This window comes from Streptomyces sp. NPDC008163, from assembly GCF_042956885.1.
GTDB lineage: Bacteria > Actinomycetota > Actinomycetes > Streptomycetales > Streptomycetaceae > Streptomyces > Streptomyces drozdowiczii_A.
This window is the reverse complement of record NZ_JBIBHG010000006.1, coordinates 261,241-280,328: the sequence shown is the minus strand read 5'-3', so window position 1 is coordinate 280,328 and position 19,088 is coordinate 261,241. Positions and strand designations below refer to the sequence as shown.

Below are 19,088 nucleotides of genomic sequence, written 5' to 3'. Positions count from 1 at the left end.
TCCGGTACGGATGTGTGCCGTGGGCCCGGCACCCCTCGGGGTGCCGGGCCCACGGCATGTCCGGATCCGTCACGCACGACCCGAGGGAACAGCTGTGAGCACGTCCTACGACTTCGACACCGTGATCGACCGCCGCGGAACCTGGTGCGTCCAGTGGGACGGGGTCGCGGACCGCTTCGGGGTGGACGGGCTGCTGCCGTTCACCATCTCCGACATGGACTTCGAGACCGCCCCCGAGGTGCTGGCCGCCCTGCGTACCCGCCTCGAACACGGCGTGCTCGGCTACACGGACTGGCGACTGGGCGACTTCCGGTCGGCCGTCGCCCACTGGTATGCGACGCGGTACGGCACCGAGATCGACACCGGGAGCCTGGTGTACGGGCCGTCGGTGCTCAGCCAGCTCTCGCAGCTGCTCCAGATGTGGACCGCCGAGGGTGATGGGGTGGTCCTGCACACGCCCACGTACGACGGTTTCCGCAAGGCGATCCACGGGCTCGGACGGGAGCTGCGGGGCGTGCCGCTGGGGAACTCCGACGCGCTGGAGCGGGAGCTCGCGCGGCCGGACAGCAAGGTCCTCGTGGTCTGCTCCCCGCACAATCCGTCCGGCCGGGTGTGGACGGAGGCGGAGCTCGCCGGGATGGCCGAACTCGCCGCGCGCCACGGCGTGGCGGTGATCAGCGACGAGATCCACGCGGACTTCGTGCACAACGGGCTCCCGCACGTGCCGTGGACCCGGGTCGGCGGCGACGCGCGCTGGGCGGTCATCAGCTCGGCCTCGAAGTCGTTCAACTTCCCCGCGCTGACCGGTTCGTACGGCCTCATCGGGCGGCCCGAGGACCGGACCGAGTATCTGCGCCGTATGGAGACGGCGGAGGGCCTCGCCTCACCGGCGGTGCTCTCGCTGACCGCGCACATCGCCGCCTACCGGGAGGGCGGGCCGTGGCTGGACGCGGTACGCGCGTACGTCGCGGAGAACCTGGCCCTGGTCGCCGACCGGCTGAACACCGCGTTCCCGGCCCTGGAGTGGGAGCCGCCGCAGGCCGGATACCTGGCCTGGATCGATCTGCGGCGCGCCGGCGTCCGGGACGACGAGGCGTTGCAGCGTGTCCTGATCGAGCGGGAGCGGGTCGCGGTGATGCCGGGCAGCACGTACGGGGCCGAGGGCTTCGTGCGGCTGAACGTGGGGTGCGCCCGGAGCAAGGTCCAGGCGGGGCTCGACGCGCTGATCCGGGGCATCGAGGCGGTCCGGGTCGATTCCTGAGGACTCCCGGTGGCCCTTCGGCCGGGTGCCGACGATGCTGAGGCCATGGAGAAGAGCGAAGCGGACGGGCCCTCGATCCGGGTGGCCTCCGCCGCCGGGCGCTGGGTCGTCCTGACAACGGTGCTCGGGTCGAGCATGGCGATGCTCGACTCCACCGTCATCAATGTCGCCCTGCCCCGCATCGGCGACGACCTGGGCACCGACCTGGCCGCGCTCCAGTGGACGGTCAACGCCTACATGCTGACCCTCGCCGGGCTGATCCTGCTCGGCGGGGCGCTCGGCGACCGCTACGGGCGCAGGCGGGTCTTCGTGGTCGGTGTCATCTGGTTCGCCGCCGCCTCACTGGTCTGCGGCCTCGCGCCGAACGCCCCCGTGCTCATCGCCGCCCGCGCCCTCCAAGGGGTCGGCGGCGCGCTGCTGACACCCGGCTCGCTGGCCCTGATCCAGGCGAGCTTCCACCCCGACGACCGGGCCCGCGCGGTCGGGCTGTGGTCCGGATTCGGCGGGGTCGGCGCGGCCGTCGGGCCGTTCCTGGGCGGCTGGCTGGTGGACGGGCCGGGCTGGCGCTGGGTGTTCCTGCTCAACCTGCCGCTCGCCGCCGTCTGCGTGCCCGTCGCGCTGCGCCACGTACCGGAGTCCCGGGATCCGAACGCCGAGGGGCGCTTCGACGTCGCCGGGGCGGCCCTCGGCGCCCTCGCGCTCGCACTGGTGACGTACGCGCTGATCGGGGCGCCGGGGCAGGGCGCCTCTCCGGCCGTGATCGGGTCGGCGCTGGGCGGGGTGCTCCTCGGCGCCGCCTTCGTGCAGCTCGAACGGAGGCGGGCACATCCGATGCTGCCGCCGTCGGTGTTCGCGTCACGGCAGTTCACCGCCGTCAACATCGTCACCCTGTGCGTGTACGCGGCGCTCGGCGGCTACTTCTTCCTCTCCGCGATCCAGCTCCAGGTCGTCGCCGGTTACTCGGCGCTGGGCGCGGGCACCGCACTGCTGCCGACCACCCTCCTCATGCTGCTGTTCTCGGCCGCTTCGGGCGAGCTGGGCCAGCGCATCGGCCCGCGCATCCCGCTCACCGCAGGGCCGCTGATCGCCGCCGCGGGCATGCTGCTGATGCTGCGCGTGGGGGAGGGCTCCGACTCCGTCACCGGCTACCTGACCGACGTACTGCCCGCCGTGGCCGTCCTGGGCGTCGGTCTCGTCACCGTCGTGGCGCCCCTCACCGCGACCGTGCTGGCCTCCGTGGACACCGGGCGGGCCGGGCTGGCCAGCGGCATCAACAACGCCGCCGCACGCGCCGCCGGCCTGATCGCGGTGGCCGCGCTGCCGCTGCTCGCCGGGATGGGGCCGGAGGCGTACCGGGACGCCGGGGAGTTCGCCGCGACGTTCCGGCGGGCGATGCCGATGTGCGCCGGGCTGCTGGTGCTCGGCGCGCTGATCGCCTGGGCGACCGTTCGCACGCCCGCCCCCGTGGAGGACAGCGCGCGGCCCGAGTGCGCGGTGCACTGCGGCGTCACGAGCCCGCCGCTGGAACCCGCGCCGGAGACCGCCCGGCCGGACGCCGGGGGGTGACGGAGGCGGCGGGTCCGCCGGCTGCACGGACCGGGCCGGATTCATACCCGCCGGGTCCTCGGCGGGGCCCCGTGCCAGGCACACTGGGAGCATGTCGATCCACGAGAACCTGCTCGGGGGCCCGCCCCCGACCCACCTGCCCGACGACCCGGAGCCGCGCGAGCTGCTCGCCGCCGGCACCGCGCCCACCGACGTCGCGGCGAAGTACCCGACCTCCTCGCTGGCCTGGGCACAGCTCGCCGACGAGGCGTTCGAGGGCGGCCGGGTCATCGAGTCGTACGCCTACGCCCGCACCGGCTACCACCGCGGCCTCGACGCGCTGCGCCGGGCCGGCTGGAAGGGCCACGGCCCCGTGCCGTTCGAGCACGAGCCGAACCGCGGCTTCCTCCGCGCGCTGCACGCCCTCGCCCGGGCCGCGCAGGCCATCGGCGAGCAGGAGGAGTACGAGCGCTGCTCGACGTTCCTCCGCGACTCCTCGCCGACCGCCGCCGAGACCCTCGGCTAGTCGACGCCGTACCGCAGGCCCCGCAGTTCCGCATCCGCGACTGCGGGGCCTGCGCGTGTCCGGAGCAGGCGTTTAGGATGCGAACAGGGGACCGGGGCTCCACTTCCGAGGGGAAGGGGCGGACCGCTACCCGGAAGCTCGTGTCGAGGAGACAGCGATGTCGACGATTCACCCCGACCCCGAAGCCACCGGTGCGGCGACCCCGCACCTCGACTTCGCGGGCACGACTCCGTACGAGGACTATGTCCAGGCGGATGTCCTGACCCACCTCCAGCACCTCCGCTCGGACGATCCCGGCGAGATGGTCTTCCTGGTCACCACCCAGGTCATGGAACTGTGGTTCACCGTCATCGTCCATGAGTGGGAGACCGCCGCGCACGCGATGCGCGAGGACCGCCTGGACGTCGCGCAGGACGCGCTGAAGCGGTCGCTGCGCGAACTGGAGGCCCTGAACGCCTCCTGGACACCGCTCGCCCAGCTCACCCCCGCCCAGTTCAACTCCTACCGGTCCTCGCTCGGCGAAGGTTCCGGTTTCCAGTCGGCGATGTACCGGCGGATGGAGTTCCTGCTCGGCGACAAGTCCGCGTCCATGCTGGTGCCGCACCGGGGCGCGCCCCGTGTCCACGCGGAGCTGGAGAAGGCCCTCGCGGAGCCCGGCCTGTACGACGAGGCCCTCGCCCTGCTCGCCCGGCGCGGGCACGCGATCCCGGAGTCCGTACTCGGCCGGGACCTGACCCAGAAGTACGAGCCGTCGCCCGAGGTCGAGGCCGTCTGGGCGGAGATCTACGCCAACCCGGACCAGAACGACGAACTGGTCCGCCTCGGCGAGGTGCTCACCGATGTGGGCGAGCTGGTGTGGCGATGGCGCAACGACCATCTCCTCGCGACCCGGCGGGCCATGGGCTCCAAGACCGGCACCGGCGGCTCGGCCGGCGTGGCCTGGCTGGAGAAGCGCGCCACGAAGAACGTGTTCCCCGAGCTCTGGACGGCCCGCAGCCATGTCTGACCTGCAGGAGCGCGCACAGGCGCTCGACACCGAGGACACCCTCGCACCGCTGCGCGGGCTGTTCACCCTGGACGACACCGTCTACCTGGACGGCAACTCGCTCGGCGCGCTGCCGCGCCACGTGCCCGCCCGGGTGCAGGAGGTCCTCACCCGCGAGTGGGGTGAGCTGCGCATCCGGTCCTGGGGCGAGAGCGGCTGGTGGACGGCGCCGGAACGGATCGGTGACCGCATCGCCCCGATCGTCGGTGCGGCGGCCGGCCAGATCGTCGTCGGGGACTCGACCAGCGTGAACGTCTTCAAGGCCCTCGTCGCCGCGACCCGGCTGGCGCCGGAGGGCCGCGAAGAGATCCTGGTCGACGCGCAGACGTTCCCCACCGACGGCTACATCGCCGCTTCGGCGGCCCGGATGACCGGTCACCGCATCGTCCCGGTCGCCCCCGCCGACGTACCGGACGCGCTCGGTCCGCGGACCGCCGCCGTCCTGCTCAACCACGTCGACTACCGCTCGGGCCGGCTGCACGACCTGCCGGGGCTGACCGCCGCGGTGCGGGCCGCGGGCGCGATCGCCGTCTGGGACCTGTGCCACAGCGCGGGCGCGCTCCCCGTCGGCCTGGACGAGCACGACGTGGACCTCGCGGTCGGCTGCACGTACAAGTACCTCAACGGCGGCCCCGGTTCGCCCGCCTACCTGTACGTCGCCGAGCGCCACCAGGCGTCCTTCGACTCGCCTCTTCCGGGGTGGACGTCGCATGCGGACCCGTTCGCGATGACGCCCGGATACACCCCGGCGGACGGAGCGGTCCGGGGCCGGGTCGGCACGCCCGACATCCTGTCCATGCTGGCCCTGGAGGCGTCCCTCGACGTCTGGGACGGTGTCGGGATCGAGGCGGTCCGGGCCAAGTCCCTGGCCCTGACGGACTTCTTCCTGGAGTGCGTCGAGGCGTACGCCCCCGAGGGGCGGGTCACCTCGGTCACCCCGACCGCCCACGCGGAACGGGGCAGCCAGGTCGCGCTGCGGTGCGACGACGCCGAGCCCGTGATGGCCGAGCTGATCGCGCGCGGTGTCGTCGGGGACCTGCGCCGCCCCGATGTGCTGCGGTTCGGTTTCACACCGCTGTACGTGGGGTTCGCGGACGCGGAACGCGCGGCGCGGGTGCTCGCGGAGGTTCTGGGCGCTCCGGCGGCGTAGGCTGCCGCATCCGTCCGGTGACCGGCTCGCCCCGGTCACCGGACGGCGCCATGTCGCGGGGCAGGTGCCGTGCACGGGCTTCGACGCGGGACCGGGGGTGCCGATTCCCGGTGATCGGGGTCCTCTGCCGTACTGGTACCGTCCCCGCAGGTCAGGCCAGTTGGGCCGGACGACAGGGAGGGTGGGAGCAGGATGTCGGATTCCGCCGCGCGCGAGCGGGACGCCGCCGAGACCGAGTCGGCCTTCTCGCATCCGGCCGTCGCCCCCGACGCGTCCGCCGCCTACGGCAGCCACCCCGACCAGGTCATCGACTTCTACGCCCCGCGTGGGGGCCTCACCGGCGCGCCGGTCGTGGTCGTGCTGCACGGCGGCGCGTGGCGGGCTCCGTTCGACCGGGCCCATGTGTCGCCGTTCGCGGACTTCCTGGCGCGGCGCGGGTTCGCCGTGGCCAGTGTGGAGTACCGGCGCGGCAGCGAGCTCCCGCAGCAGCGCGGGACCGGCCCGGTGGCGGGGCGCTGGCCGGAGACCTTCGACGACGTCGCCGCCGCGATGGACGCGCTGCCGGAGCTGCTGGCGCGGGAGTTGCCGGCGGCGGACGTCCGTCGGATCGTCGTCACCGGGCACTCGGCGGGCGGGCAGCTGGCCCTGTGGGCCGCCGCCCGGCACGTCCTGCCGGAGGGTTCGCCGTGGCGGCTCGCGAGGCCGCCCGCACTGCGGGGCGTGGTGGCGCTGGCGCCGATCGCGGACTTCGGCTCGGCGGTCGCCCTCGACGTGTGCTCGGGGGCGGTCGGACAGCTGCTGGGAACGGAGGAGGACTTCGCCGAGCGGAGTGCGTACGCCGATCCGTCCCGGCTGCTGCCCACGGGCATCGCGACCGCCGTCGTCCAGGGCACGACGGACCTCACGGTCCCGGCGGCCGTCTCCGAGGCGTTTGTGGACGCGGCGGCGAAGGAGGGCGAGACGGTGGGGCTGACCCTGCTGCCGGACGTCGGCCACTTCCCGCTGATCGACCCGGCCGCGGACGCGTGCGCGGTGGTCGCGGAAGAGATCGCTCAGCTCGCCTGGTAGACGCGTGGCGGCAGGCGCGTAGTACTTGCGACGGACGGCCGGGAATCCGCACCACTGCTGACGACCCGGCCCGCCGCCCCGCCTACCGTTGAGGCGTGACCGAGACCAAGACCAGAAGCCCGGAGCTACGGCTCGCCGCGCGTGCCATGGACGACCTCCGGGAAGACCTCTTCGAGGACGCCTTCGCCTACCGGCCGATGGGGCCGATGCGCACGGACGGGCCCCTGACCGGACGGCTGCCGCGGCGGCTCGCGGCACGGGCCGCGTGGACCCCGCACGCGGTGGTGCTGGGCGTCGCGCTGATCACCTTCATGGCGGGGTTCACGGTCACCGGCAACGCCGGGGTCCTGCTGTCCGGGCTGCTGCCCGCCGTCTGCGTGGCGATGACGCTGATCAGGCCCGTCGGGGCGTTCTGGATGTCGATGGTTCTGATGCCGGTGAGCGTGGTGGTGGGCGGCTACGAACCGTGGTCGCCGAGCGTCTTCATCTCCCACCTGGTGGTGCTGTTCGTCGTCGCGGCCAGGACCCGGCCGCGCACCGCCGCCTGGATGTGGGTGCTCACGCTGCTGCTGGGCCTGGTCGTGGAGGGCGTCGTCACCGGCGGGGCCGGCGGGCCGAACACCGCGGGCATGGCCGTGGTCTCGGCGTTCGCGCTGCTCGTGGTGAGCCTGGTCCAGGTACGGCGGGAGGCGCAGCGCGAGGTCACCGTGCAGCGCACCGTCACCGCCGTCGAGCGCGACCGGCGCACGCTGCTGGAGGAGCGCACCACGATCGCCCGCGAACTCCACGACGTGGTCGCCCACCACATGTCCGTCGTCGCCATCCAGGCCGAGGCCGCCCCGTACCGGGTGGAGAACCCGCCACCCGAGCTGGAGCAGGCGTTCGTCACGATCCGGGAGAACGCCGTGGCCGCGCTCACCGAACTGCGCCGGGTCCTCGGCGTCGTCCGGGCCGACGACTACGAGGCACCGGACGCGCCGCAGCCCACCCTCGCCGACCTCGACCGGCTGCTCGCCAATGTCGGGGACGCGGGCCTGGTGACGGAGAAGGCGGTGACCGGGGCGGTCCGTGAACTGCCCCCGGGCGTCGAGCTGTCGGCGTACCGCATCATCCAGGAGGCGCTCAGCAACAGCCTGCGGCACGCCCCGGGCGCCACGGCCAGGGTCGAGATCGGCTACGTCCTCGGCGGGCTCGGCCTGCGCGTGGTCAACGGACCGCCGACCGCTCCGGTGAAGCCGTCGCCGGGGGCCGGGCACGGGATCACCGGCATGCGGGAACGGGTCGCGATGCTGAACGGCGAGATGACCGCCGAGGCCACCGAGGAGGGCGGTTACGAGGTCACGGCCTTCATCCCCGCCCAGCAGACGGCGCCCGGTGCGCCCGGCGCCTTCAAGGAGCAGGTATGACCACGCAGCCCGCCGCCCCGCCGATCCGGGTCCTGATCGTGGACGACCAGATGATGGTCCGCGAGGGCTTCTCGGTCCTGCTCAACGCCATGCCGGGCATCGAGGTCGTCGGCGAGGCGGTGAACGGCCGCGAGGCCGTCTCCCAGGTCGCCGCGCTCCGCCCCGACGTGGTGCTGATGGACATCCGCATGCCGGAGCTCAACGGCATCGAGGCGACCCGCGAGATCGTCACCGCGGACGCGGACGCGAAGGTCCTGGTCCTCACCACCTTCGACCTCGACGAATACGTCTACCAGGCCCTGCGCGCGGGGGCCTCCGGCTTCCTGCTCAAGGACGCCTCGGCCCGCCAGCTCGCCGACGGCGTACGTGTGGTCGCCGCCGGCGAGGCGCTGCTGGCCCCCACCGTGACCCGGCGCCTGATCACCGAGTTCTCCAGACTCGCCTCCGCTCCCCGCCCTCCGGCCCTGGCCCGGGTCGGCGACCTCACCGAGCGCGAGACGGAGGTGCTCGTCCTCATCGCCCAGGGCCTGTCGAACGCGGAGATCGCCGGACATCTCGTCGTCGCCGAGTCGACCATCAAGACCCACGTGAGCCGCATCCTGGTCAAACTCGGTCTCCGCGACCGCACCCAGGCAGCCGTCTTCGCCTATGAGGCCCGCCTGGTCACCCCTTCCTGAGCACCGTGGTCTAGCGTCGGCCCATGGACCAGCCCCGCACCTCCCCCGCCCCGTTCGACCCCTGGTCGGCGGCGTTCGTCGCCGACCCGTACCCCGCCTACGCCGAACTGCGGGCCACCGGCCGGGCGCACTACTTCGAGCCCACCGACCAGTGGCTCGTCCCGCACTACGCCGATGTGTCGGCCCTGCTGCGAGACCGGCGGCTGGGCCGCACCTACCTCCACCGGTTCACACACGAGGAGTTCGGCCGGACACCCCCGCCCCCGGAGCACGAGCCGTTCGAGACGCTCAACGGGCAGGGGCTGCTGGACCTCGAACCGCCGGACCACACCCGCATCCGGCGCCTGGTGTCCAAGGCGTTCACCCCGCGCACGGTCGAACAACTCGTCCCCACCGTCCAGCGGCTGGCCGCCGGACTCGTGGACGACTTCGTCGAGCAGGGCGGGGGCGACCTGCTGGCGGCCGTCGCCGAGCCGCTGCCCGTGGCCGTGATCGCCGAGATGCTCGGTATCCCGGAGTCCGACCGGGCCCCGCTGCGGCCCTGGTCCGCGGCGATCTGCGGGATGTTCGAGCTCAACCCGTCCGAGGACACCGCCCGCGCCGCCGTCCGAGCCTCCCTCGAATTCTCCGCGTATCTGCGCGAGCTGATCGCCGAGCGGCGCGTCCACCCGGGCACCGACCTGATTTCCGCCCTCGTCGCCGCCCACGACGAGGGCGAGCGGCTGAGCGAGCAGGAGATGGTCTCCACCTGCGTCCTCCTCCTGAATGCCGGGCATGAGGCGACCGTCAACACCACGGTCAACGGCTGGTGGACGCTGCTGCGCCACCCCGAGCAACTGGCCGCCCTCCGCGCCGACCACGGGCTGCTGCCCACGGCGCTGGAAGAACTGATGCGGTACGACACTCCCCTCCAGATGTTCGAGCGCTGGGTCCTGGACGACATCGAGATCGACGGCACGGTCATTCCACGGGGCTCCGAGGTGGCCCTGCTCTTCGGGTCGGCCAACCGCGACCCCGCCCGCTTCGCGGCCCCGGACACCCTGGACCTCGCCCGGCGGGAGAACCCGCACATCACCTTCGGTGCCGGGATCCACTTCTGCCTGGGCGCCCCGCTCGCCCGGGTCGAGCTGGCCGCCTCCTTCGGTGAGCTGTTGCGCAAGGCCCCCGGCCTGCGACTGGCCGCCGAGCCCGAGTGGAACCCGGGCTATGTCATCAGGGGCCTGAAGGAGCTGCGGGTCGAGGTGTGAGTCCGCGGGGCGGGCGGGATGCCGGGCGGGGCTGGGCTCCCGGGCGGGGGCGGGCTCTCCCGGGCGGGGGCGGGCTCTCCCGGGCGGGGGTGGGCGGCCACCGGCCCCTGCCCCCATCCGCCCGCCCTGCCCCTATCCGCCCGCCCTGCCCCCGTCCGCCCGCCGCGCTCTCACGTCACCAGATCCCGGCGGCGCAACGCCGCCAGGGCCGCGGCCACCAGCGCCGCCGACAACGCGGTGAGGAGCAGCACCGGCCCCCACTCCATCCCGGCTCCCGGCAGCTTCGGCAGGTGCGTGAAGGGCGACGCGTCCAGCACCGGCTGCGGCAGGTCCAGGGCGGGCCCGATCCAGCCGAGCGCCAGGCACAGCCCCACCGCGCCCCAGCTCGCCGGGGCCGCCTTCGGTATCGCCCCGTGGAGCAGGGCCGTGATCCCGCCGAGCAGCCAGACGGCGGGCAGTTGCACGAGGCAGGCGCCGAGCACGGCCGGGAGCGCGTGGCCGTATCCCGCCGCCAGGCCGAGACCGCCGACCGCCATGATCAGGGCCGCCCCGCCGAAGGCGATGAGCAGATGGCCCCCCGCCCAGCGGAGCCGGCCGACCCCGCCCGCGAGCACCGGCTCCGCGCGGCCGGCGGTCTCCTCACCGTGCAGCCGGAGCACCGACGCGGCGATGTACAGAGCGGCGACCGTGCCGAGCACGGAGACCATCGAGGCGAGAAACGCGTCGGTGAGGCCGGACTGCCCGCCCATCCGCTCGAAGATCTCCCGGGCCTTTTCGTTGTCCCCGACGAGGTCCGCCGCCCCGCCGGCCAGTCCGCCGAAGACGAAGCCGACCACGGCGAAGGACACCGTCCACCCCAGGAGCGCGCCGCGTTGCAGCCGTATCGCCAGGGCCCAGGCGGTGGACATCCGGCCCCGCGCCGGCCCCGGGCGCGCCGCCAGGAAGCTCATGCCGACGTCCCGGCGCCCGGTCAGCGCGTACGCCACGAGGCACTGCACCGCCACCGCGCCGCCGATCAGGAGGAGCACCCACCAGCGCTCCTCCGCGTACGGCCGGACGTTCTCCGCCCAGCCGAGGGGGGAGAGCCAGGTGAGGAGGGAGGAGCCGTCGTCCGTGGCCGAGTCGCCCGCCGCCTTCAGGACGAACGCGGCACCCACCGCCGTCGCCGTGACCCCCTTCGCGAGGCGCCCGCTCTCGGTGAACTGCGCGGCGATCGCTGCGGTGCAGGCGAACAGCGACCCGACCCCGGCGACGGCCGACGCGAGCGCCACCGCTCCCGCGCCACCCGCACCCGAGCCGGCCATTCCGGCTGTGATCACCAGCGCCAGGCCGACGTTGGCGATCAGAGCCGCGAGCAGTGCGGCGGTGAGCGGAGCACGGCGCCCCACCATCGCCGACGAAAGCATCTCCTGACGCCCCGTCTCCTCTTCCTCCCGGGTGTGGCGCACGACGACGACCAGGCTCATCACCGCCGCCAGCGCCGCGCCGAAGGCGAGCATGCGCCAGCTGACAAGGCCCCCGACGGAGTCGCCGAAAACGGGCCCGTACATGGCCCGCACGGAGCTGTTGCCGTTCATCGACGCGGCGAGCTGGGCCCGTTGGGCGGGCGTTTCGTAGAGCGAGGAGATGGACGTACCGACGGAAAAGAAGGAGCCGCCGAGCACGAGAACCCAGACGGGGATGACGATGCGGTCCCGCCGCAGGGCGAGTCTCAGCAGGGCCCAGGTCCCGGTGAGCTGTCCGGTGGAGGCCCGGCGTCGCACGCCCGCCTTCGTCACGAGGGGCACGGCGGTCATCGCGCCACCACCCCCGACGACTGAGCGCCGTCCGCCGTGTAGTGCCGGAGGAAAAGCTCTTCCAGCGTGGGCGGGGTGCACGTCAGCGAGCGGACACCGGACAGCGAGAGGGACTTGAGGACGGCGTCCAGCTGGTCGGTGTCCACCTGGAGCGAGACCCGCCGCCCTTCGACGCCGAGGTCATGGACACCTGGGAGCTGTGTCAGGCCGTCCGGATCGCGTATCAGCTCGGCGCTGATGTGCGTGCGCGTCAGATGGCGCATGTCCGCCAGCGATCCGGTCTCCACCGTCCGGCCCTGGCGGATGATGCTGACCCGGTCGCAGAGCGATTCGACCTCGCTCAGGATGTGGCTGGAGAGCAGCACCGTCCGGCCGCGCTCACGCTCCTCGGCCACGCAGCTCTGGAAGACCTCCTCCATCAGCGGATCGAGCCCGCTGGTCGGTTCGTCCAGGATCAGCAGATCGACATCCGACGCGAAGGCGGCGACGAGGGCCACCTTCTGCCGGTTCCCCTTGGAGTACGTCCGCCCCTTCTTCGTCGGGTCGAGCTCGAAGCGGTCCACGAGGTCCGCCCGCCGCGCTTCGTCGAGACCGCCGCGCAGCCGCCCGTACAGGTCGATCACCTCGCCGCCGGAGAGGTTGCGCCAGAGCGTGACGTCCCCCGGCACGTATGCCATGCGGCGGTGCAGCTCGACCGCGTCGTGCCAGGGGTCGCCGCCGAGCAGCTGGGCCGCACCGGAGTCGGCTCTGAGCAGCCCCAGCAGGACCCGGATGGTGGTGGACTTCCCCGATCCGTTCGGACCGAGGAAGCCGTGGACCTCACCGGTCTCGACGGCCAGGTCGAGCCCGTCCAGCGCTTGCGTCCGGCCGAACGATTTGCACAGTCCGGCCACGGTGATTGCCTTCGTCATGATTTTGAACGTACGCTACTTTCACAAAATTGTGAAGTTAAGGAACCGTATAAACTCGAAGGAGTGACATGCAGTGGCGCACGGAGGAAGAGGAGCGGGATGAGCGGCGAATCCGCGGAGGAAATGGCGGCCGAGGGCGCGGTCCGGGGCCCCGGGGACCGAGATGCCGAGGCCGTCGCGCGGTTTGTCGAGCGGTTCGCGTCCGAGATGACCGAGGCGGGGATGCAGCGCATGGCCTCGCGCGTCTTCGCGGCGCTGCTCGCGGACGACGACGCCTCGATGACCTCGGCGGAGCTCGCCCTTGCCTTGCAGATCAGCCCCGCCGCCGTGTCCGGCGCGATCAACTACCTCACGCAGGTCAGCATGGTCGGCCGCGAACGCGAACCGGGCTCGCGCCGCGATCGGTACCGCCTGCACAACGAGATCTGGTACACCACCTTCGCCAGCCGCGACCAGGTCCTCACCCGCTGGGAGCGCACCCTCAAGGAAGGCGCGCGCACGCTCGGCGAGCACACCCCGGCCGGCGCCCGGATCGCCGAGACGGCGGCGTTCTTCGAGTTCCTGCAGTCGGAGCTGGAGGGGCTGATGGGCCGCTGGGAGGAGCACCGCAAGACCCTCGACCTGCCGGCGGGCAGCTCCGGCGCGGGCGCCTGACCGTCCGCGCCCGCTATCCCGCCGGGAGCATCAGCCCCCAGGCCCCCGCCCGGACCGTCCACGTCCGGGTCCGCACCGGCCCCGCGACCTGTATGTCCGCCCGGTAGCGGAAGTCCGCCCCCGAGACCGTGACCGCCTTCGCCTCCGTGGTGACCGGGGCGGTGTCCGGCGCGTCGATCGTCACGGCGGCCAGGCCGTCGTCGCCGCAGCCCGACGTCACCGTCACGGAGGCGACCGGACGGTCGAGGTCGTTCAGCACGACGCCGTCGGCCTCCACGCGCAGCCGGTGCGTCGGCGGCAGGGGGAGCGGTTCCGGAGGTGCGGGGCGCACGAGGGTGCGGACCAGGGAGCGGCAGGCATCCCAGACGGAGGACACGCCCGGGCGGTCCACACCCGTGCCGGGGGCGCCGTTCAGCGCGGGGATGCGCAGCGCGCCCAAAACCACGCCGTCGCTGTCGTCCACGAGCAGGTCGAGGCGGCGCACCGCCCCGTCCAGCGCCGTGCGCGCCGCCGCCACGGCGCCGTTCGGCACGCCGAGCGAGTGGGCGAGTTCCAGCGCGCCCGACGCGCCGACGGGGACGAGCGACAACGCGCTCATGGCGGGCTCCCGCTCCCGGTGCAGCAGCGACACGGCGCGCCGCAGCGCCCGGTCGTCGCCGATCACCACCGGCCGACGGCCGCCCCGGCGGGACAGGGCCCGGGCGAATTCCCCGGGGCTGTCCGGGAGGCAGATCTTGGCGTGCGAGCCCGCGCTCAGCACGTCCTTCGCGATGCGGACGGACTCGCCGTCCGTCCGCCGGGCGACCGGATCGATCACCACCAGCAGGTGGGGCGCACCGTTACCGGGGGGCTGGGCAGCCGACACCTCGGTCCTTCCTCGGGTAGCATCTTGGTGCAAGAGCCCCTTGCGCTATTGCGCCAGGGGTTTCGTCTATTCCGGGGCACCCGGTTCGACGGTTCGGACTGTGCCGTACAACGACGTACGGCATGTACGGCGTTTTCGTACGCCCCCTGACCTTGGACATGCCCCGCCCGGAAGGGGTGTACGCCTGTGCCCGCACTTGTGCTGCTCGGTGCTCAGTGGGGTGACGAGGGCAAGGGAAAGGCCACCGACCTCCTCGGTGGATCCGTGGACTATGTGGTGCGCTACCAGGGCGGCAACAATGCCGGCCACACGGTGGTCGTCGGTGACCAGAAGTACGCACTGCATCTCCTCCCCTCCGGCATCCTGTCACCGGGATGTACCCCGGTCATCGGTAATGGTGTCGTCGTCGACCCGGCGGTCCTGCTCTCCGAGCTGAGTGGGCTGAACGACCGCGGCGTGGACACGTCGAAGCTGCTGATCAGCGGCAACGCTCATTTGATCACTCCGTACAACGTCACCGTCGACAAGGTGACGGAACGGTTCCTCGGGAAGCGCAAGATCGGCACCACCGGTCGCGGCATCGGCCCGACGTACGCCGACAAGATCAACCGGGTCGGCATCCGCGTCCAGGACCTCTACGACGAGTCGATCCTGGAGCAGAAGGTCGAGGCGGCCCTGGAGCAGAAGAACCAGCTTCTGGCCAAGGTCTTCAACCGGCGCGCCATCGAGGCCGGCAAGGTCGTCGAGGACATGCTCCAGTACGCGGAGCAGCTCAAGCCCTACGTGGCCGACACGACGCTCGTCCTGAACAACGCCATCGACGAGGGCAAGGTCGTCCTGTTCGAGGGCGGCCAGGGCACGCTGCTCGACGTCGACCACGGCACGTACCCGTTCGTGACCTCCTCGAACCCGACCGCGGGCGGCGCCTGCACCGGTGCCGGTGTGGGTCCGACCAAGATCAGCCGGGTCATCGGCATCCTCAAGGCGTACACGACCCGTGTCGGCGCCGGGCCGTTCCCGACCGAGCTGCACGACGAGGACGGCGAAGCGCTGCGGCGTATCGGCGGCGAGCGCGGTGTCACCACCGGCCGTGACCGCCGGTGCGGATGGTTCGACGCGGTCATCGCGCGGTACGCGACCCGGGTCAACGGCCTCACCGACTTCTTCCTCACCAAGCTGGACGTGCTGACCGGCTGGGAGCAGATCCCGGTGTGCGTCGCGTACGAGATCGACGGCAAGCGCGTCGAGGAGCTCCCGTACAGCCAGACCGACTTCCACCACGCGAAGCCGGTGTACGAGATGCTTCCGGGCTGGTCCGAGGACATCACCAAGGCGAAGACGTTCGCCGACCTGCCGAAGAACGCGCAGGCGTACGTGAAGGCGCTGGAGGAGATGTCCGGCGCCCCGATCTCCGCTATCGGCGTCGGCCCCGGCCGCACCGAGACCATCGAGATCAACTCGTTCCTGTAGTCGTACGGGTGCACAGGAGGGCCGGGGCGGCGGTTGAGCCCCGGCCCTCCGCCGTGTGCGCGCCCAGTGAGGCCGTCTGGTCTAGACCTTGACAGGTTCAGACCAGCGACGGTTGGGTGCAGGGATGCTCGCACGGCCCGCCCGCCGGGGTGTGCGGCGCACCATGCCCGTCCTGTCGAAGGAGTGAGCAGCGCTGAACCGCATCAAGAGCATCCTGACCGTACTGAGCGCGGTCGTCGCCGCGGCAGCCTTCCTGCCCGGTGCCGCAACCGCCGCGCCGGCCGCCTCGGACGCCACAGGCTCCGCGTCGTGCGCACCCCTCTGGAGCTCCTCGACCGCCTACCGGGCCGGCGGCACGGTCTCGCACCACGGCCGCAACTGGACGGCGAAGTGGTGGACGCAGAACGAGAACCCGGGCGCCACCACTGTCTGGGCGGACGCGGGCGCCTGTACGGGAGGGGTGTCCGACTTCGTCATCAGCGAGGCGGAGTTCGACGAGATCTTCCCCGAGCGCGACCCCTTCTACACCTACCAGGGCCTGATCGACGCGCTGCACGCGTATCCCCGCTTCGCCAACACCGGGACCGAGGAGACCAGGAGCCGGGAGGCCGCGGCTTTCCTGACGCATGCCGACTTCGAGTCGGTCGGCCTGCGGTACGTGAAGGAGATCAACGAGGCCAACTACTGGATCAAGTGCGACTACAGCCAGCCGTTCGGCTGCCCGGCGGGCCAGTCCGCCTACTACGGGCGCGGCCCGATCATGTTCAGCTGGAACTTCAACTACAAGGCCGCCGGAGACGCGCTCGGTCTCGATCTGCTCAACGACCCGTGGCTGGTGGAGCGTGATCCGTCCGTCGCCTGGCAGACCGCGCTCTGGTACTGGAACACCCAGAACGGCCCCGGCACCATGACCTCCCACGACGCCATGGTCGGAGGGGCCGGCTTCGGTGAGACCATTCGCTCGCTCAACGGCTCACTGGAGTGCAACGGCGGAAACCCCGGCTCGGTGCAGGCGCGGGCGGCCAAGTACGAGCACATCACAGAGGTCATCGGCGTCGATCCGGGTTCGCATCTCACCTGCTGATGCCGTTTCAAGCTCCGGGGCGGATGCGGTCTTTGCGTCGCGGGAGGCTCCGGGGTCGGCGCGGTGGAAGAGGTTCCGGTTTTTGGTCTAGACCTTGACAGGTCCAGACCAACCGCGCTTGAGTGGCGGCAACCCCCCACGGCGGTGCGCCGCGACGACCGGCGCGCCGCGACGAAGGAGTGTGCAGATGTTCCGTCGCATCATGGGCCTGCTCGCCGCGCTGGGCGCGGTCGTCGCAGGGCTCGTCGTACTCCCCGCCACCACCGCGTCGGCCGCCGACTGCGCGGCCGCCTGGAACGCCTCGTCCGTCTACACGGGCGGCGGCACCGCCTCGTACAACGGGCACAACTGGACCGCCAAGTGGTGGACGCAGAACGAGAAGCCGGGCAGCTCGGACGTCTGGGCCGACCAGGGTGCCTGCGGAAGCGGAGGCGGCACGGACCCGGGCGACCCGGGCTCGTCCTCCGGATTCGTGGTCAGCGAGGCGCAGTTCAACCAGATGTTCCCGGGCCGCAATTCCTTCTACACGTACAGCGGGCTGGTCGCCGCGCTGGACGCCTACCCGGGCTTCGCCAACACGGGCAGTGACACCGTCAAGAAGCAGGAGGCCGCGGCCTTCCTCGCCAACGTCAGCCACGAGACCGGCGGGCTGGTGTACATCGTCGAGCAGAACACCGCCAACTACCCGCACTACTGCGACAGCAGCCAGCCCTACGGCTGCCCGGCGGGCCAGGCCGCGTACTACGGGCGCGGTCCGATCCAGCTCAGCTGGAACTTCAACTACAAGGCCGCGGGCGACGCGCTCGGCATCGACCTGCTGGGCAACCCCTACCTGGTCGAGCAGGACGCGGCCGTGGCCTGGAAGACCGGTCTCTGGTACTGGAACACCCAGAGCGGCCCCGGCACCATGACCGCCCACAACGCCATGGTGAACGGCGCCGGCTTCGGTGAGACGATCCGCTCCATCAACGGCTCGATCGAGTGCAACGGCGGCAACCCCGCCCAGGTCCAGAGCCGCATCGACAAGTACCAGGCGTTCGTGCAGATCCTCGGCACCACGCCCGGTTCCAACCTGAGCTGCTGACCAGCGCTTTCATCCGGCAACTTCACTCGTGTGGGGGACGCCTCCGGCCTTGCGGACGGAGGCGTCCCCCGCCTCGTTGTCAGTGGCCGCCTCTAACGTCGCAAGCGTCGGGACCGCAGCCGGTCGGCGCACGAGGAGAGGTCATCACGATGGAGTTCCGGATCGAACGAGGCGAGCTGACGGACGCCGTCTCCTGGGCCGCCCGCGTCCTGCCCACCCGGTCACCCGTGCCCGTCCTCGGCGGGCTGCTGCTGGAAGCGGCGGACGACAGGCTGAGCATCTCCGGTCTGGACTACGAGGCGTCCGCCCGCATCGAGGTCGCGGCGCGGACGGAACGGCCGGGGAAGGTCCTGGTCATGGGGCGCCGCCTGTTGGACGTGTGCAAGGTGCTGCCCGACGGACCGGTGGAATGCGCGGTCGAGGGTTCACGGTTCACGGTGACGGGCGGCGGCGCCGGATTCGGGCTGTCCGTCCTGCCCCTGGACGACTACCCCGCGCTGCCGCCGCTGCCGGAGATACTCGGTGAGGTGGACGGGCCCGAGTTCGCGGCGGCCGTCGCCGATGTGTCGGTGGCCGCCGGCCGGGACGACACCCTCCCCACGCTCACCGGAATCCGCCTGGCGCTCGACGGCGGGCGGATGACCCTCGCCGCCACCGACCGCTACCGCTTCGCCGTCCGCACGCTCGACTGGCGGCCCACGGGCCACGGCGCCACGGCGGACGTCGTCGTCTCGGCCCGTCGGCTCAGCGAGATCGCCCGCTCGGTCGGCGCCCGCCCCGGTACGGTCCGCCTCGCCCTGGACGGCGGTTCGGCGGGCTTCGAACGGGAGGGCATGCGCACCACGGTCCGGCTGCTCGACGGCAGGCTCCCGCGCCACGACAAGCTGTTCCTGCTCAGTCGGCCGGTCAAGGCGGTGACCGAGCGCGAACCGCTGGTCGAGGCGGTGAAGCGGGTCGCGGTCGTGGCGGACGGAGACAGCCCGCTCCAGTTCGCGTTCAGCGGCGACTCCGTCCTGCTCCAGGCCGGTTACGAGGACGACGTGGCATCCCAGCGTCTGCCTGCCCGACTCCTCGGCGCCGACGAGATCACCGTGGGGTTCAACCCGTCCTACCTGATGGACGCGCTGGCCACATTCGACACCCCGGTGGTCCGGTTCCAGCTCATGGGCCAGGGGCAGCGCGCCATGATCACCGGACACCGGGACCACGAGGAAGCGACGGCAGCGGCGGACGGGGCGGGGGACACGGTCCACCAGCACCTGCTCATGTCGCTCCGGCCGCTCGTCCAGTGAAACCGGC

The 19,088-nt window shown here is 72.1% G+C and carries 17 protein-coding genes; 14 read left to right on the top strand and 3 right to left on the bottom strand.

All coding sequences use genetic code 11. From position 1 onward, the window contains the following. Nucleotides 1-94: 94 nt before the first annotated feature. The 9 genes from ACFZAT_RS16075 to ACFZAT_RS16035 all read left to right on the top strand — a co-directional run bounded on the left by ACFZAT_RS16075 (nucleotide 95) and on the right by ACFZAT_RS16035 (nucleotide 9,925). Nucleotides 95-1,261 (top strand): aminotransferase class I/II-fold pyridoxal phosphate-dependent enzyme, encoded by a 1,167-nt coding sequence (locus ACFZAT_RS16075; protein ID WP_391264743.1) that lies wholly within the window; start codon nucleotides 95-97, stop codon nucleotides 1,259-1,261. A 45-nt stretch (nucleotides 1,262-1,306) separates the two neighbouring features. Next, a complete protein-coding gene (locus ACFZAT_RS16070) occupies nucleotides 1,307-2,827 on the top strand; it encodes a DHA2 family efflux MFS transporter permease subunit (RefSeq protein ID WP_391264741.1) in 1,521 nt (506 codons plus the stop codon). A 91-nt stretch (nucleotides 2,828-2,918) separates the two neighbouring features. Beyond that, nucleotides 2,919-3,332, top strand: coding sequence for a DUF3151 family protein (locus tag ACFZAT_RS16065; RefSeq protein ID WP_391264739.1), 414 nt, complete (start codon nucleotides 2,919-2,921; stop codon nucleotides 3,330-3,332). Nucleotides 3,333-3,489: 157 nt separating this feature from the next. Beyond that, on the top strand, nucleotides 3,490-4,338 hold the full coding sequence (locus ACFZAT_RS16060) for a tryptophan 2,3-dioxygenase family protein (RefSeq protein WP_391264737.1): 849 nt from the start codon (nucleotides 3,490-3,492) through the stop codon (nucleotides 4,336-4,338). Further along, on the top strand, nucleotides 4,331-5,527 hold the full coding sequence (kynU, locus tag ACFZAT_RS16055) for a kynureninase (protein WP_391264734.1): 1,197 nt from the start codon (nucleotides 4,331-4,333) through the stop codon (nucleotides 5,525-5,527). The genes ACFZAT_RS16060 and kynU overlap by 8 nt, the downstream gene beginning before the upstream one ends. Before the next feature lie 192 nt (nucleotides 5,528-5,719). Beyond that, nucleotides 5,720-6,595, top strand: a complete 876-nt coding sequence (locus tag ACFZAT_RS16050) for an alpha/beta fold hydrolase (RefSeq protein WP_391264732.1) — start codon at nucleotides 5,720-5,722, stop codon at nucleotides 6,593-6,595. Between the two features lie 146 nt (nucleotides 6,596-6,741). Next, nucleotides 6,742-8,001, top strand: a complete 1,260-nt coding sequence (locus tag ACFZAT_RS16045) for a histidine kinase (RefSeq protein ID WP_391265023.1) — start codon at nucleotides 6,742-6,744, stop codon at nucleotides 7,999-8,001. Further along, nucleotides 7,998-8,678: a response regulator gene (locus tag ACFZAT_RS16040; RefSeq protein WP_391264730.1), complete on the top strand. Its 681-nt coding sequence runs from the start codon at nucleotides 7,998-8,000 to the stop codon at nucleotides 8,676-8,678. Before ACFZAT_RS16045 ends, ACFZAT_RS16040 begins: the two co-directional genes overlap by 4 nt. A gap of 23 nt (nucleotides 8,679-8,701) precedes the next feature. After that, the gene (locus ACFZAT_RS16035) at nucleotides 8,702-9,925 is read left to right on the top strand and encodes a cytochrome P450 (RefSeq protein ID WP_391264728.1); all 1,224 of its coding nucleotides are present in this window, start codon (nucleotides 8,702-8,704) and stop codon (nucleotides 9,923-9,925) included. Nucleotides 9,926-10,095: 170 nt separating this feature from the next. On the opposite strand, the gene ACFZAT_RS16030 is transcribed toward ACFZAT_RS16035, so the two are convergent. Beyond that, nucleotides 10,096-11,721, bottom strand: coding sequence for an ABC transporter permease (locus tag ACFZAT_RS16030; RefSeq protein WP_391264726.1), 1,626 nt, complete (start codon nucleotides 11,719-11,721; stop codon nucleotides 10,096-10,098). After that, on the bottom strand, nucleotides 11,718-12,632 hold the full coding sequence (locus tag ACFZAT_RS16025; protein ID WP_391264723.1) for an ATP-binding cassette domain-containing protein: 915 nt from the start codon (nucleotides 12,630-12,632) through the stop codon (nucleotides 11,718-11,720). Before ACFZAT_RS16025 ends, ACFZAT_RS16030 begins: the two co-directional genes overlap by 4 nt. A 99-nt stretch (nucleotides 12,633-12,731) precedes the next feature. Between ACFZAT_RS16025 and ACFZAT_RS16020 the strand changes: the two genes are divergently transcribed. After that, nucleotides 12,732-13,286, top strand: a complete 555-nt coding sequence (locus ACFZAT_RS16020; RefSeq protein ID WP_391264721.1) for a MarR family transcriptional regulator — start codon at nucleotides 12,732-12,734, stop codon at nucleotides 13,284-13,286. 13 nt (nucleotides 13,287-13,299) lie between these two features. Here the strand turns inward: ACFZAT_RS16020 and ACFZAT_RS16015 are convergent, their stop codons facing one another. Then, complete coding sequence (locus ACFZAT_RS16015; protein ID WP_391264719.1) at nucleotides 13,300-14,151, bottom strand: diacylglycerol kinase; 852 nt, start codon at nucleotides 14,149-14,151, stop codon at nucleotides 13,300-13,302. 186 nt (nucleotides 14,152-14,337) lie between these two features. Between ACFZAT_RS16015 and ACFZAT_RS16010 the strand changes: the two genes are divergently transcribed. The 4 genes from ACFZAT_RS16010 (at nucleotide 14,338) to dnaN (ending at nucleotide 19,081) form a co-directional block, all read left to right on the top strand. Beyond that, on the top strand, nucleotides 14,338-15,621 hold the full coding sequence (locus ACFZAT_RS16010) for an adenylosuccinate synthase (protein WP_391264717.1): 1,284 nt from the start codon (nucleotides 14,338-14,340) through the stop codon (nucleotides 15,619-15,621). A 211-nt stretch (nucleotides 15,622-15,832) separates the two neighbouring features. After that, nucleotides 15,833-16,705 (top strand): glycoside hydrolase family 19 protein, encoded by an 873-nt coding sequence (locus tag ACFZAT_RS16005; RefSeq protein ID WP_391265022.1) that lies wholly within the window; start codon nucleotides 15,833-15,835, stop codon nucleotides 16,703-16,705. Between the two features lie 187 nt (nucleotides 16,706-16,892). Next, entirely contained in the window at nucleotides 16,893-17,789 is an 897-nt protein-coding gene (locus ACFZAT_RS16000) for a glycoside hydrolase family 19 protein (RefSeq protein WP_391264715.1), read from the top strand. A gap of 149 nt (nucleotides 17,790-17,938) precedes the next feature. Beyond that, the gene (gene dnaN / locus ACFZAT_RS15995) at nucleotides 17,939-19,081 is read left to right on the top strand and encodes a DNA polymerase III subunit beta (RefSeq protein WP_391264713.1); all 1,143 of its coding nucleotides are present in this window, start codon (nucleotides 17,939-17,941) and stop codon (nucleotides 19,079-19,081) included. Nucleotides 19,082-19,088: the final 7 nt, after the last annotated feature.

Excerpts from the sequence above, each read along its gene's own strand:
- kynU (WP_391264734.1), top strand. The coding sequence starts at position 4,331 with ATGTCTGACCTGCAGGAGCGCGCACAGGCGCTCGACACCGAGGACACC.
- ACFZAT_RS16065 (WP_391264739.1), top strand. The coding sequence starts at position 2,919 with ATGTCGATCCACGAGAACCTGCTCGGGGGCCCGCCCCCGACCCACCTG.
- dnaN (WP_391264713.1), top strand. The coding sequence starts at position 17,939 with ATGGAGTTCCGGATCGAACGAGGCGAGCTGACGGACGCCGTCTCCTGG.
- ACFZAT_RS16035 (WP_391264728.1), top strand. The coding sequence starts at position 8,702 with ATGGACCAGCCCCGCACCTCCCCCGCCCCGTTCGACCCCTGGTCGGCG.
- ACFZAT_RS16045 (WP_391265023.1), top strand. The coding sequence starts at position 6,742 with ATGGACGACCTCCGGGAAGACCTCTTCGAGGACGCCTTCGCCTACCGG.
- ACFZAT_RS16070 (WP_391264741.1), top strand. The coding sequence starts at position 1,307 with ATGGAGAAGAGCGAAGCGGACGGGCCCTCGATCCGGGTGGCCTCCGCC.
- ACFZAT_RS16030 (WP_391264726.1), bottom strand. The coding sequence starts at position 11,721 with ATGACCGCCGTGCCCCTCGTGACGAAGGCGGGCGTGCGACGCCGGGCC.
- ACFZAT_RS16025 (WP_391264723.1), bottom strand. The coding sequence starts at position 12,632 with ATGACGAAGGCAATCACCGTGGCCGGACTGTGCAAATCGTTCGGCCGG.
- ACFZAT_RS16000 (WP_391264715.1), top strand. The coding sequence starts at position 16,893 with ATGTTCCGTCGCATCATGGGCCTGCTCGCCGCGCTGGGCGCGGTCGTC.
- ACFZAT_RS16040 (WP_391264730.1), top strand. The coding sequence starts at position 7,998 with ATGACCACGCAGCCCGCCGCCCCGCCGATCCGGGTCCTGATCGTGGAC.
- ACFZAT_RS16060 (WP_391264737.1), top strand. The coding sequence starts at position 3,490 with ATGTCGACGATTCACCCCGACCCCGAAGCCACCGGTGCGGCGACCCCG.
- ACFZAT_RS16020 (WP_391264721.1), top strand. The coding sequence starts at position 12,732 with ATGAGCGGCGAATCCGCGGAGGAAATGGCGGCCGAGGGCGCGGTCCGG.
- ACFZAT_RS16050 (WP_391264732.1), top strand. The coding sequence starts at position 5,720 with ATGTCGGATTCCGCCGCGCGCGAGCGGGACGCCGCCGAGACCGAGTCG.